At 40.8% G+C, this 12,182-nt stretch carries 18 protein-coding genes and 1 rRNA gene; 2 read left to right on the top strand and 17 right to left on the bottom strand.

Features of this window, described 5'->3' with window-relative positions; genetic code table 11:
- Positions 1 to 369 (bottom strand): 16S ribosomal RNA (locus ETB99_RS10680); the annotation flags it as partial.
- A 268-nt stretch (positions 370 to 637) separates the two neighbouring features.
- Here ETB99_RS10680 and pdaB point away from each other — a divergent pair.
- Entirely contained in the window at positions 638 to 1,399 is a 762-nt protein-coding gene (gene pdaB / locus ETB99_RS10675; protein ID WP_077429993.1) for a polysaccharide deacetylase family sporulation protein PdaB, read from the top strand.
- 16 nt (positions 1,400 to 1,415) lie between these two features.
- Here the strand turns inward: pdaB and ETB99_RS10670 are convergent, their stop codons facing one another.
- Positions 1,416 to 2,012, bottom strand: a complete 597-nt coding sequence (locus ETB99_RS10670; RefSeq protein ID WP_004888716.1) for a KinB-signaling pathway activation protein — start codon at positions 2,010 to 2,012, stop codon at positions 1,416 to 1,418.
- Between the two features lie 128 nt (positions 2,013 to 2,140).
- Here ETB99_RS10670 and gerD point away from each other — a divergent pair, with 128 nt between their 5' ends.
- Positions 2,141 to 2,740 carry a spore germination lipoprotein GerD gene (gene gerD, locus ETB99_RS10665; RefSeq protein ID WP_077429968.1) on the top strand — a complete coding sequence of 200 codons (600 nt, stop codon included), beginning with the start codon at positions 2,141 to 2,143 and terminating at the stop codon, positions 2,738 to 2,740.
- Positions 2,741 to 2,756: 16 nt separating this feature from the next.
- Here gerD and ETB99_RS10660 read toward each other — a convergent pair whose 3' ends face one another.
- The 15 genes from ETB99_RS10660 to infA all read right to left on the bottom strand — a co-directional run bounded on the left by ETB99_RS10660 (position 2,757) and on the right by infA (position 12,132).
- Positions 2,757 to 3,764, bottom strand: coding sequence for an Mrp/NBP35 family ATP-binding protein (locus tag ETB99_RS10660; RefSeq protein WP_006322622.1), 1,008 nt, complete (start codon positions 3,762 to 3,764; stop codon positions 2,757 to 2,759).
- A gap of 79 nt (positions 3,765 to 3,843) precedes the next feature.
- Positions 3,844 to 4,542: an N-acetylmuramoyl-L-alanine amidase CwlD gene (gene cwlD / locus ETB99_RS10655; protein WP_171700561.1), complete on the bottom strand. Its 699-nt coding sequence runs from the start codon at positions 4,540 to 4,542 to the stop codon at positions 3,844 to 3,846.
- Between the two features lie 55 nt (positions 4,543 to 4,597).
- Complete coding sequence (locus ETB99_RS10650) at positions 4,598 to 5,002, bottom strand: DUF2521 family protein (RefSeq protein ID WP_171700560.1); 405 nt, start codon at positions 5,000 to 5,002, stop codon at positions 4,598 to 4,600.
- A gap of 87 nt (positions 5,003 to 5,089) precedes the next feature.
- Positions 5,090 to 5,482 (bottom strand): 30S ribosomal protein S9, encoded by a 393-nt coding sequence (gene rpsI, locus ETB99_RS10645; RefSeq protein WP_003397701.1) that lies wholly within the window; start codon positions 5,480 to 5,482, stop codon positions 5,090 to 5,092.
- A 22-nt stretch (positions 5,483 to 5,504) separates the two neighbouring features.
- Complete coding sequence (gene rplM, locus ETB99_RS10640) at positions 5,505 to 5,939, bottom strand: 50S ribosomal protein L13 (RefSeq protein ID WP_012573869.1); 435 nt, start codon at positions 5,937 to 5,939, stop codon at positions 5,505 to 5,507.
- A 146-nt stretch (positions 5,940 to 6,085) separates the two neighbouring features.
- Positions 6,086 to 6,826 (bottom strand): tRNA pseudouridine(38-40) synthase TruA, encoded by a 741-nt coding sequence (gene truA, locus ETB99_RS10635; protein WP_128999492.1) that lies wholly within the window; start codon positions 6,824 to 6,826, stop codon positions 6,086 to 6,088.
- Between the two features lie 15 nt (positions 6,827 to 6,841).
- Positions 6,842 to 7,639, bottom strand: coding sequence for an energy-coupling factor transporter transmembrane component T family protein (locus tag ETB99_RS10630; protein ID WP_077429971.1), 798 nt, complete (start codon positions 7,637 to 7,639; stop codon positions 6,842 to 6,844).
- Positions 7,636 to 8,505 carry an energy-coupling factor ABC transporter ATP-binding protein gene (locus ETB99_RS10625; protein WP_128999493.1) on the bottom strand — a complete coding sequence of 290 codons (870 nt, stop codon included), beginning with the start codon at positions 8,503 to 8,505 and terminating at the stop codon, positions 7,636 to 7,638. The genes ETB99_RS10630 and ETB99_RS10625 overlap by 4 nt, the downstream gene beginning before the upstream one ends.
- Complete coding sequence (locus ETB99_RS10620) at positions 8,463 to 9,317, bottom strand: energy-coupling factor ABC transporter ATP-binding protein (protein WP_171700559.1); 855 nt, start codon at positions 9,315 to 9,317, stop codon at positions 8,463 to 8,465. The genes ETB99_RS10625 and ETB99_RS10620 overlap by 43 nt, the downstream gene beginning before the upstream one ends.
- Before the next feature lie 113 nt (positions 9,318 to 9,430).
- Complete coding sequence (rplQ, locus tag ETB99_RS10615) at positions 9,431 to 9,793, bottom strand: 50S ribosomal protein L17 (protein WP_003397694.1); 363 nt, start codon at positions 9,791 to 9,793, stop codon at positions 9,431 to 9,433.
- Between the two features lie 60 nt (positions 9,794 to 9,853).
- Entirely contained in the window at positions 9,854 to 10,798 is a 945-nt protein-coding gene (locus ETB99_RS10610) for a DNA-directed RNA polymerase subunit alpha (protein ID WP_012573864.1), read from the bottom strand.
- Between the two features lie 168 nt (positions 10,799 to 10,966).
- Positions 10,967 to 11,356: a 30S ribosomal protein S11 gene (rpsK, locus tag ETB99_RS10605; protein WP_003397692.1), complete on the bottom strand. Its 390-nt coding sequence runs from the start codon at positions 11,354 to 11,356 to the stop codon at positions 10,967 to 10,969.
- Positions 11,357 to 11,381: 25 nt separating this feature from the next.
- A complete protein-coding gene (gene rpsM, locus ETB99_RS10600; RefSeq protein ID WP_003397691.1) occupies positions 11,382 to 11,747 on the bottom strand; it encodes a 30S ribosomal protein S13 in 366 nt (121 codons plus the stop codon).
- Positions 11,748 to 11,769: 22 nt separating this feature from the next.
- Positions 11,770 to 11,883 (bottom strand): 50S ribosomal protein L36, encoded by a 114-nt coding sequence (gene rpmJ / locus ETB99_RS10595; protein WP_000868344.1) that lies wholly within the window; start codon positions 11,881 to 11,883, stop codon positions 11,770 to 11,772.
- 30 nt (positions 11,884 to 11,913) lie between these two features.
- The gene (infA, locus tag ETB99_RS10590; RefSeq protein ID WP_003247618.1) at positions 11,914 to 12,132 is read right to left on the bottom strand and encodes a translation initiation factor IF-1; all 219 of its coding nucleotides are present in this window, start codon (positions 12,130 to 12,132) and stop codon (positions 11,914 to 11,916) included.
- Positions 12,133 to 12,182: the final 50 nt, after the last annotated feature.

Here is a 12,182-nt window from a genome sequence, read left to right as displayed (position 1 = left end):
CCTACTGCTGCCTCCCGTAGGAGTCTGGGCCGTGTCTCAGTCCCAGTGTGGCCGATCACCCTCTCAGGTCGGCTACGCATCGTCGCCTTGGTGAGCCGTTACCTCACCAACTAGCTAATGCGCCGCGGGCCCATCCTGTAGCGACAGCTTACGCCGTCTTTCAACGAAACGTCATGCGACATTTCGTGTTATCCGGTATTAGCACCGATTTCTCGGTGTTATCCCCGTCTACAGGGCAGGTTGCCCACGTGTTACTCACCCGTCCGCCGCTAACGAATCAAAAGCAAGCTTTCGATTCGTCCGCTCGACTTGCATGTATTAGGCACGCCGCCAGCGTTCGTCCTGAGCCAGGATCAAACTCTCCATAGAAAGTTCATATCTCTAGCTTCTTTACGCTTTTCGCTTCGTTCAGTTTTCAAGGAACATCTCTTTGTCAAACAACGACTTCAGCATTTTAACACTTTTTTCACTTATCGTCAACCACATTTTTCGTTGCTGACGACGTTTATTAATTTAACATACATTTTATTTTGTTGTCAACATTATTTTTAAAAAAAAATGTTCTCGTTTATTCGTTGATCATATCATGTTATTTCTTGCATAAGATGGTCATAAAAAGGACAAGGGGGGACAAATGTTGAAGTTTTTTTATATACTCGACGGAAAAGAAATAAAAAAATGGCTTCTCATCATATCAATTGCCTTCGTCACAGCTTCGATTTTTTACATTCAACAGCTTGCAAGTGAGTTTGTATTTTCCACTGACCCTGGGCCGAAAGCCATTTACAAAGTTGAAAATAAAAACAATGAGCTCGCATTGACATTTGATATTAGTTGGGGAGAAACAAATGCGATACCTGTTTTAAACGTGCTAAAAAAACATGGAGTGAAAGCTACATTTTTTTTATCTGCTTCTTGGGCTGAACGTCACCCACGCATCGTAAAAAAAATCGTAGATGATGGACACGAGATCGGGAGTATGGGTTATGAGTACAAAAACTATACTGAACTAGAGAGAGGGAAAATTATTCGTGACTTAGCTCAAGCTAAAAAAGTGTTTGATACGTTAGGCATTAAACATACCCCTTTCCTACGCGTGCCGACAGGAAATTTTAATAAAAACGTTTTGAAAGTTGTTCATTCTTTTGGTCATACTGTTGTTCATTGGAGTGTTGATTCAAAAGACTGGCTTAATCCTGGCGTAAATGTCATTGTTGAAAATGTGACAAAAAACGCAAAAGGCGGAGATATTGTGTTACTTCATGCATCAGACTCAGCGAAGCAAACCGCTCATGCATTAGAGCAAATTATCGTTTGGATGAAAAAAGAAGGATATAAAAGTGTGACCATATCCGATCTTGTCAATAACGCTCATATAAAAAGTAAAGAAATAAAATGAGGCAGCAAGCCTCATTTTATTTCCGCAAAAGTCGATGCAATGTAAGCAACTGATACGCATTACAAATCAATAACGGAAACAACATTAAATACAACCAATTTTCTTCGTTGATCCGCAATACCGGAAACCACTCAATCACCGTTACAACAACCATAAAAAATAACGCAGGAACAAACGCTTCTTTATTTGTCTCACGCATTTTTACATAGGCTACAACGAGTCCAAACAAAAAAATCAATAAAGCAACGAGTACATAGCTGACGATCGATTCGCCTTCTTTCGCAAACAGTTGGTAGCGAAAATAAACGAGATCAAATAAAACAAAAGCAATGAGAACAATTTGTACCGCATTCCATAGTCCGACAGATCGGAAAATTCCAAGTCCAAAACGATGAATCGTTAAGTATGCAAAAAAGCCCATTTGACTAATGACGCTAAAAATGAAACCTACACCAATAAGCCAAACGAGAACAGATAAAATTTCTTTTATCTCAAACGATGTGAAAAGATGTGCGTATTCATTCCATTTCACAACAAAGCCAACAATCCCCGTGCTTATTCCGCCGACAAACAACGTAGAAAAAAATAATTGAACCCACTTTCGACTGTTCACTTATGCAACCTCCACTTCTCAATATCCCTTTCAAAATTCTATCAACGAAATAAGAAAAATGCTAGCGAATATTTTTTCAAAGAACATTGAATATTAACAGTAAGGAAATTTGTTGAAAGGGGCCCTTGATGATGAATCGAACACTTTTGCTCCTCGTGTTTAGTTACGTATTAATGATGACAGGGTGTGCCCAGCAAGAAAAAACTCCTGCGCAACCCGATTACGACCAAACGAAAAAAATGGTCGTTGATATTTTAAAAACAGACGAAGGAAAAAAAGCAATTCAAGAAGTGATGAGTGATGAAAAAGTCAAACAACAGCTTGTTATGGATCAACAAATTGTAAAAAAAACTATCGAAGAAACATTAACCTCTGAAAAAGGAAAAGCGTTTTGGAAAAAAACTTTTGAAGACCCAAAGTTCGCGCAAAGTTTCGCGAAAAGCATGCAGGAAGAGCATGAAAAATTATTAAAAGCGTTAATGAAAGATCCCGAATATCAAGCTATGATTGTGGACATTATGCAAAACCCAGAAATGAAAAAATTAATACAAACAGAAATGAAAAACAAAGATTTTCGAGCTCACTTACAAAAAGTCATTACAGAAACATTCAACAGCCCGTTATTTAAAGCAAAAATTGAAGACATCCTCATCAAAGCAGCAGAAGAAATGCAAGGCGATAAGAAAAAATCGGATCAAGAAGGATCAAGTGAAGATCAAACAGCATGAGGGGCGACTAAGCCCCTCACCGTAATTTCGCAATAATTTTTTTAGCAATATCCATATATACTTTTCCAATTGGATGATCTTCACCATATATAGAAGGAGCAAAATCCTCGTCATTCCAATCCGGTTGCCCAAGCGGCAATTGCCCAAGTAAATCCGTCTGCAATTCTTCCGCTAATTTTTGGCCGCCCCCTTTTCCGAAAATATATTCTTTTTCACCGGTTGTTTTACTTTCAAAATAAGACATATTTTCGATAACACCAACAACTTCGTGATTCGTCCGAACGGCCATCGCCCCCGCTCTCGCTGCAACAAAAGCAGCCGTTGGGTGAGGAGTTGTTACGATGATTTCTTTCGATGTTGGGAGCATTGTATGCACATCTAACGCTACATCCCCTGTACCTGGTGGTAAATCTAATAATAAGTAGTCTAATTCTCCCCATTCCACTTCGTCAAAAAAGTTTTTTAACATTTTCCCAAGCATCGGTCCACGCCAAATAACCGGCGAGTTATCTTCTACAAAAAACCCCATCGAAATCACTTTTACACCGAAACGTTCAACGGGAATAATTTTTTCTCCACGAACAACCGGACGTTCTGTAATGCCCATCATATCCGGTACACTAAATCCATAAATATCTGCGTCAATTAACCCAACTTTTTTCCCAAGCCGAGCAAGCGAAACGGCTAAATTGACGGATACGGTTGATTTTCCTACCCCTCCTTTTCCGCTCGCAATCGCTAAATAAATCGGTTCATTTGTTGTACGTTCTTCTTCAAACGGCAATTGGGCAAAACGAAGCCCGACAGAAGACGCTCCTGCGTCTTTTAAACGTTGCACAACGGTTTGTTGCACTTGAAGTTGTTCTGCCGTTCCTGTTTTCGCTAAAGCAATTTTTACACTTACTAGCCCTTTTTCTTTATTTATTTTAACTTCTTGAATTGCACCTGTTTCTTTAAACGTTTTTTTCAAAAAAGGGTCGTAAATCGTTTCGAGTAGCTCCACAACTTGTTTTTCTGTCAACATTGCACCTCACCAATCCTTATGTATTCGATTTCACACTTTCAATATAACATAATTTTCTGGATAAAAAAATGAATCCTTCTCACTCAGAAGGATCACGTTCATTTGATACGTAACGTAAAATGCCTTTGTAAATCGAAGCCGCTAACTTTTCCTGATACGATGAAGACGCTAGTAGTTTTCGTTCTTCCTCGTTTGATAAAAAACCAATTTCAACTAAAGCCCCTGGCTTTTTAGCCATTTTTAATAAATATACCGTTTGAATGGGCTTCGCCAATCGATGTGTATTTTCCAAATTGACACGTAGCTCTTGTTGAATAAACTTAGCTAATCTTGCATTTTCCGCTAATGAAGGATAGTAAAAAACTTGTGCGCCTCTCCACTTCGGCGAAGGGATGGCATTTAAGTGAATACTAATGAAAAAATCTGCCTCTGACTCATTAACAAACTGCACTCGCCGTTGTAAGTCTTCTATTTTTCTTCGGCTATATCCTCTTGTCTGTTCGCTAGCTAAATCATGATCTCCTTCTCTTGTCATTTGAACAAGCGCACCTTGTTGTTGCAAATAATCGCGTAATTTCAACGCCACATGTAGCGCGATTTCTTTCTCTAAAACGTCTCCTCCAACCGCTCCCCCATCAGGTCCTCCATGCCCCGGATCAAGAACAATAATTTTTCCTGATAACGGTAAGCTCCATGCTTTCCAAGAGCGATCATGAAGGACATAAAACTGTAAAAAAAGGACAAAAACAATGAAAAAAATAATAATACGTATTTTCATCCCTTCTCCTCCCCACTATTTATGTTATATGGGACAAGGGAGGAATTTAGAACAATTACTTTAAACGAAGACGTTTGCGACGCAATCCTTTTTCGACTCCTTCTTTCCACCATCCATCTATGTAACGGGCGCATACATCGTACAAGTCATCTCCGTATTGCTTCATATGCTCATACAATTCATAAATAAGTTGCGTATATTCATCAGTACAACGTCTTTTCACTGTTTCCGTTGATTCACCATAATATATAAAACGACTATAATGTACTCCGATCAAATATGCTTCAATCGCCACATCAATACATATTGTTTCAATACATTCAGAAATAACCATGTATCGCTTCCAATACGTGCGCGTACGTTCCCACAGTTCACGATAAGAAAGATCGCGCAATGCATTTCGTTCATCAATCAGTTGCTTTTCTACCTTTTTTACCGTAAACGACGTAAGTATTCCCAACTTTTTATCCCTCCTCACACATATTGTCCACGTAAAAAGGAGAGATATACAAAAAAATCTCGGCAAATAATTGCCGAGATTTTTGAATTAACGTTTTGAGAATTGTGGTGCACGACGAGCGCCTTTAAGACCGTATTTCTTACGCTCTTTCACACGAGAGTCGCGCGTTAATAATCCTGCACGCTTTAATGTTTGACGATATTCAGGGTCAACTTGCAACAACGCACGAGCGATACCGTGACGAATTGCGCCTGCTTGACCTGTAAATCCACCGCCGCTTACGTTTACTAACACATCATAGCTACCGAATGTTTCTGTTAAAACAAGCGGTTGTTTTACAACTTCAACTAACGATTCATATGGAACATAATCACGAATGTCACGACCATTTACGATAATACGTCCTTCACCTGGAACGAGACGCACACGCGCAACTGAACTTTTGCGACGGCCTGTGCCGTAGTATTGTACCTGTGCCAAAATAATGCCCTCCTTTAATCAATTATCCACGAAGTTCGTAAACTTCTGGTTTTTGTGCTTGATGCGGATGTTCACTTCCACGGTAAACGTGCAATTTTTTGAACATTTGACGACCAAGGCTACCTTTTGGAAGCATGCCACGAATTGCTCTTTCAAGCATTTGCTCTGGATAATTTGTGCGCATTTCAAGCGCTGTTCTTACTTTTAATCCGCCTGGATGTAAGCTGTGACGGTAGTATAATTTGTTTGTTAATTTTTTACCTGTTAATTCAACTTTCTCTGCGTTGATGATGATCACATGATCACCAGTGTCAACATGCGGTGTGTAAGTTGGTTTATGTTTACCGCGCAAAATTGCAGCAACTTCACTAGCAAGACGTCCTAACGTTTTGCCTTCTGCATCAACAACGTACCATTTACGTTCTACTTCATTTGGCTTCGCCATATACGTACGCATTTGTTTTCCCTCCTAAAATAAAAAATGAACAAGCGATATTTATTTCAACACGATTAATTTCCGGGGCTAATCGTGGGTTTAAAATACATACCATATGATATAATATCTCTTTCAACACCCAATGTCAAGAAAATGTTACACCTGGATTAGTTGTCATACGAAACGTGCCACAAATAAAGACCGTGACCTGGGGCTGTCTTTCCCGCAACGCTTCGATTTTTCTGTTCCAAAATTGTTTTGATCTCTTCTGCGCATCGTTCTCCGCGCCCGACTTCTAGCACTGTTCCAACGATAATGCGAACCATATTGTATAAAAAGCCATTGCCAACGAGACGGAAGATAAGCTCTTCTCCTTCCTGAACAACTTCCGCTTCATAAATTGTACGAACTTTATCGTCCACTTCTGTTTTTGCTGAACAAAAACTCGTGAAATCGTGCGTTCCGATTAAATAACGAAGGGCTTCATTCATCACTGGGACACTAACATCATACGGATGGTGATAGACGTAATGGCGTAAAAATACGTTTTTCTCTCCTATCCAGACACGGTAACGATATTCTTTCTTTTTCACACTAAACCGCGCATGAAAAGAAGAAGGTACCTCGCTTGCTTCTTTCACAATGACGTCATCGGGAAGAAGAGCGTTTAATGCTTTTGGCCATCTTTCATCTGGGATCGTAAGCGGTGTATCAAAATGAATGACTTGTCCATATGCATGGACCGTAGCGTCCGTCCGTCCTGACGCATATACGCGAACAAATTGCCCCTTATGAATGATCGAAAGCGCACGCTCAAGCTCTCCTTGTACCGTTCGCTTTTGTTGTTGAATTTGGTACCCCGCAAAATGCGTACCATCGTACGCAATAGTGCATTTGATTCTTCTCATGATGTTCGCTCCTTTTTATGAACGAAGTAACCATAGCAAAATAGCCAATAGGCCAAGCAAAAGCATAAAAGCTGTATCTATTCGTCTCCATGTTAACTCGCGCCATTTTGTTCGATTTCGGCCGCCCCGATATCCGCGTACTTCCATGGCAATAGCCAGCTCTTCTGCTCGTTTAAAGGAGCTAATGAATAGCGGAACGAGCAACGCCGTCATCGCCTTCATCCGTTCTGATAGCGGTCCGCTTGAAAAATCGACACCGCGGGCCGTTTGAGCTTTCATAATTTTTTCGGTTTCTTCCATCAATGTTGGGATAAAGCGAAGAGAAATCGACATCATTAACGCTAATTCATGCACAGGTATATTCCACTTTTTTAACGGTGAAAGCAACGACTCCATACCATCTGTCACTTCAATCGGCGTCGTCGTTAACGTCACTAGCGTTGTAACAACAATGAGAAGTAAAAAGCGCAACGAAATAAACGTCCCCTGTTGAATCGCTTTATCGTACACTTCGATCCCAAGCCATTGGAAAACGATCTCCCCTTCTTTTGTTAACAATACATGAAGAAGAAATGTGAATACGATAATCCATAAAACTGGCTTTAACCCTTTCACCATAAATGAAAATGGGATGCGTGATAAAAGCAACAACACACATGTGAAGAAGGTCAACAATCCGTATGTCCAGCCGTTGTTAGCAAGAAACACAATGAATACATATATAAACATGAACAACAATTTCGTGCGTGGATCAAGACGATGAATAAGAGAATCTCCAGGAACATATTTTCCAATAATCATACTGTTCATCATATGCGCTTCACCTTATTAAATAACGTTTTTAAGTTTTTAATGACATCTTCTATCGTCAAACATGGGGTGTGAAACTGCACACCGAATTTTTGTTCGATTGCCCGCTGAAACAAAACTGTTTCAGGGACATCTAACCCGAGGTTTATTAAATCATCGACGTGTTGGAAAATATGTTCAGGTGTTCCTCTTCGCACAATCGTTCCTTGATGCATCACGATAATGTCATCCGCATAGCGTGCTGCCTCTTCCATGCTATGTGTAACAAGCACAATCGTCATTCCTTTTTGTCGTTGGAGTTGTGCAAACATATCCATCATTTCTTTTCGCCCACGAGGATCTAACCCTGCAGTAGGTTCATCTAACACGAGTACCTCTGGGCCCATTGCTAGCACACCCGCAATAGCCACCCGACGCATTTGCCCACCGCTCAAAGCAAATGGGGATTTATGTCGCACGTCTTCTGGCAATCCGACAAGCGCTAACCACTCACTAACGCGAGCTTTCGCCTCCTCTTCTGTCATTCCAAAGTTCATCGGTCCAAAACAAATATCTTTTTCTACTGTCTCTTCAAATAGTTGATGTTCAGGAAATTGAAACACAATGCCCACTTTTTTCCTTAAAGGCTTTAACTGTTTTTCTTTTTTTCCTGCTGTAATTGTACAATTACCAAGATGAACCGTCCCTTTTGTCGGTTGAAGTAAGCCATTTAAATGTTGTAAAAAGGTGGATTTTCCTGATCCGGTATGACCGATTACCGCAACATACGAGCCACTACGAATGTTAACATGAATATCGTACAGCGCCCGCTTCTCAAAAGGGGTATTTATTTGGTAGCGATGTTCGACATCGCGGAATACAATGTCCATAATTCACTCACCAACCCCTCTATTGTCAAATGATCGGTTGTAATCGGAATACGATCGTCCTTCAACCGTTGACTTAGTTGCATCGAAAACGGTAAGTCTAACCCCATTTCTTCTAACCTCGTCCCATGCGCAAAAATATGTTTAGGTGTTCCCTCTAGTGCGATCCTTCCTTTATTCATGACAATCACTCGGTCGGCTTTTGCCACTTCATTTAAGTCATGAGTAATTGAAATAACCGTCATATCGTGTTCACGACGAAGTGATTGGATCACTTGAAGCACTTCTTTTTTGCCATTCGGATCAAGCATCGATGTTGCCTCATCTAAAATAATGATATTTGGTTGAAGAGCAATGGCGCTTGCGATCGCCACACGTTGTTTTTGTCCACCTGATAGACGATGTGGTTCGTCATTCATGAAATTTTCCATACCTACTTTTTGTAACGCTTCTTTTATGCGCTTTTCCATTTCATGTTTTGGTACGCCGCGATTTTCAAGACCGAAGGCAACATCATCTTGAACAGTCGTTCCAACAAACTGGTTATCTGGATTTTGAAATACAATACCTAATCGCTCACGTACGTCCCATACCGTTTCGTCATTTAATGGAATCCCACATACGTGAATCGTGCCGCTTGTCGGTGGTAGCAATCCAATTAACAACTTTGCAAGCGTGGACTTCCCTGAGCCATTATGTCCGACAATCGTTACCCATTCGCCTTTGTGCACTTGAAACGACACGTTTTGCAGGGCATGTGTTTGTTCATTTGCATATTGAAAACTCACATGTTCTACACGTACTGCAACTTCCACGTCTCTCTCCTCATCTCTTCTGAATTTTCTTACTCTCTACTCTACTACAAAAAAGAAAACAAAAAAAGGGCATAGATCCAGTTCAAAAACTGTCTCGCCCTTGTAAAAACGTATTAAACTAGTTCAATAATAACCATTGGCGCACCGTCACCACGGCGTGGTCCAAGTTTCATAATGCGCGTATAACCACCTTGACGGTCTTGGTAACGAGGTGCGATGTCGCTAAACAATTTTTGAATCGCATCTTGACCTGTTTCTGTGTTTGCGACTTCTTTGCGTACGAATGCAGCCGCTTGACGACGTGCGTGCAAATCGCCGCGCTTTCCTAATGTAATCATTTTTTCTACAACAGAACGCAACTCTTTTGCACGAGCTTCTGTTGTTTCAATTCGCTCATTAATGATTAAGTCTGTCACTAAGTCACGAAGCAATGCTTTACGTTGAGAGCTTGTGCGTCCTAATTTTCTGTAAGACATGTGATGTCCCTCCTTTATTTCACTTTTAACATGAAAATGCCTAGTTAACCAAACGCTTAACTAGTCATCTTTACGTAAGCTTAATCCTAGCTCTTCTAACTTCGCCTTTACTTCTTCAAGCGACTTGCGGCCTAAGTTGCGCACTTTCATCATATCTTCCTCTGTTTTTTGCGCAAGCTCTTGTACTGTATTAATGCCAGCACGCTTTAAGCAGTTGTACGAACGAACAGAAAGATCAAGCTCTTCAATTGTCATCTCGAGCACTTTTTCTTTTTGATCTTCTTCTTTTTCGATCATGATTTCAGCGTGTTGCGCTTCATCTGTTAAGTTCACAAAAATGTTTAAGTGCTCTGTTAAAATTTTTGCCCCTAGTGAGATTGCTTCTTTCGGGCCGATGCTACCATCTGTCCACACGTCGATCGTTAACTTGTCGTAATTTGTCATTTGACCGACGCGCGTATTTTCGACTTGGTACGATACGCGCGATACCGGCGTATAAATGGAATCGATCGGGATAACACCTATCGGTTGATCCTCGCGCTTGTTAGCGTCAGCTGGTGTGTACCCACGTCCGCGTTTTGCTGTCATTCTCATCCGTAAACGACCGTCTTTTGCTAATGTAGCAATCTGAAGGTCTGGATTGAGAATTTCTACATCGCTATCGTGAGTAATGTCGGCAGCTGTAACGACTCCTTCACCCTGTACATCAATCTCAAGCGTCTTTTCTTCGTCCGAATAAATTTTTAGCGCTAGCTTTTTAATGTTTAAAATGATCGTTGTTACATCTTCCACGACGCCATCAATTGTTGAAAACTCGTGCAATACACCATCTATTTGAACAGATGTTACAGCGGCACCAGGGAGTGAGGATAACAGGATACGACGTAAGGAGTTACCCAAAGTTGTACCATATCCACGCTCAAGTGGTTCAACGACGAATTTGCCATATTTGGCATCCTCGCTGATTTCAACCGTTTCGATTTTCGGCTTTTCAATTTCCAGCATTCCTTTAACCCTCCTTCAAAACGTCGAAACCCCGATTAAACCGATGACAGCTCAATCGAAATTCCCCCATGAATAAGTTCCCGAATGTGCACAACAACTGTTTTTCATTTCCCTGTAAGAATGACTATATCCCATTATTGACACATACGCAAATTCTATACAGAGAAATTAAACACGACGACGTTTTGGCGGACGGCATCCGTTATGTGGAACCGGTGTAACATCTTTAATTGCTGTAATTTCTAATCCAGCCGCTTGAAGTGCACGAATCGCTGCTTCACGACCAGCACCTGGACCTTTTACGTTTACTTCAACAGTTTTCATGCCATGCTCCATTGATGCTTTTGCAGCAGCTTCTGCAGCCATTTGTGCAGCGAACGGAGTAGACTTACGAGAACCTTTGAAGCCTAACGCACCCGCACTTGACCAAGAAATTGCATTTCCATGAACGTCTGTAATTGTGACGATTGTGTTGTTAAAAGTCGAACGGATATGAGCGATACCAGATTCAATATTCTTTTTTACACGACGTTTACGCGTATTCGTTTTACGTGCCATTCGTTCATGAACCTCCTTTACTTAATTATTTTTTCTTATTCGCTACTGTACGACGTGGACCTTTACGTGTACGAGCATTGTTTTTCGTATTTTGGCCACGAACTGGCAATCCGCGACGATGACGAAGACCACGGTAGCAACCGATCTCCATTAAACGCTTAATGTTTAAAGATACTTCACGACGAAGATCTCCTTCTACTTTTAAGCGATCTACGATTTCGCGAATTTTTCCTAATTCTTCTTCTGTTAAATCGCGAACGCGAGTGTCTTCAGATACGCCAGCTTCTGCTAAGATTTTTTGTGCAGTTGCTTTACCGATTCCGTAAATGTATGTTAATGAAATGACTACACGTTTGTCACGAGGAATATCTACACCTGCAATACGTGCCATAATTTGTACACCTCCTCAAGTTTTATCCTTGTTTTTGCTTATGTTTTGGATTTTCACAAATCACCATAACTTTTCCGCGTCTGCGAATGACTTTGCATTTTTCGCAAATCGGTTTTACAGATGGTCTAACTTTCATGTGAACTTACCTCCTTGTTCGTGCGGAGTGTTATTTATATCGATACGTAATTCTTCCACGTGTTAAATCGTAAGGTGATAATTCCACCGTCACTTTATCACCTGGTAAAATGCGAATAAAATGCATACGAATTTTACCTGAAACGTGAGCTAAAACAGTATGACCGTTTTCAAGTTCCACTCGGAACATGGCATTAGGCAACGTTTCAACGACTGTACCTTCCACTTCAATTACATCGTCTTTCGCCATTGAACGGCTCTCCCTTCTTTTTTGAAATGAGTAACATGTTCAACTAACAC

The organism is Anoxybacillus sp. CHMUD (assembly GCF_013096965.1).
In the GTDB taxonomy this organism is placed as follows: domain Bacteria; phylum Bacillota; class Bacilli; order Bacillales; family Anoxybacillaceae; genus Anoxybacillus; species Anoxybacillus kestanbolensis_A.
The sequence above is the reverse complement of the archived record's forward strand: the minus strand, read 5'-3'. Positions and strand labels throughout refer to the sequence as shown.

Bases quoted from the DNA above. Each gene is read 5' to 3' on its own strand.
- infA (WP_003247618.1), bottom strand. From the start codon at position 12,132: ATGGCGAAAGACGATGTAATTGAAGTGGAAGGTACAGTCGTTGAAACG.
- rpsM (WP_003397691.1), bottom strand. From the start codon at position 11,747: ATGGCACGTATTGCAGGTGTAGATATTCCTCGTGACAAACGTGTAGTC.
- rpmJ (WP_000868344.1), bottom strand. From the start codon at position 11,883: ATGAAAGTTAGACCATCTGTAAAACCGATTTGCGAAAAATGCAAAGTC.
- ETB99_RS10660 (WP_006322622.1), bottom strand. From the start codon at position 3,764: ATGTTGACAGAAAAACAAGTTGTGGAGCTACTCGAAACGATTTACGAC.
- truA (WP_128999492.1), bottom strand. From the start codon at position 6,826: ATGAGAAGAATCAAATGCACTATTGCGTACGATGGTACGCATTTTGCG.
- ETB99_RS10630 (WP_077429971.1), bottom strand. From the start codon at position 7,639: ATGATGAACAGTATGATTATTGGAAAATATGTTCCTGGAGATTCTCTT.
- ETB99_RS10625 (WP_128999493.1), bottom strand. From the start codon at position 8,505: ATGGACATTGTATTCCGCGATGTCGAACATCGCTACCAAATAAATACC.
- rplQ (WP_003397694.1), bottom strand. From the start codon at position 9,793: ATGTCTTACAGAAAATTAGGACGCACAAGCTCTCAACGTAAAGCATTG.
- gerD (WP_077429968.1), top strand. From the start codon at position 2,141: ATGATGAATCGAACACTTTTGCTCCTCGTGTTTAGTTACGTATTAATG.
- ETB99_RS10610 (WP_012573864.1), bottom strand. From the start codon at position 10,798: ATGCTGGAAATTGAAAAGCCGAAAATCGAAACGGTTGAAATCAGCGAG.
- cwlD (WP_171700561.1), bottom strand. From the start codon at position 4,542: ATGAAAATACGTATTATTATTTTTTTCATTGTTTTTGTCCTTTTTTTA.
- rplM (WP_012573869.1), bottom strand. From the start codon at position 5,939: ATGCGTACGTATATGGCGAAGCCAAATGAAGTAGAACGTAAATGGTAC.
- rpsK (WP_003397692.1), bottom strand. From the start codon at position 11,356: ATGGCACGTAAAACGAATACGCGTAAACGTCGTGTAAAAAAGAATATT.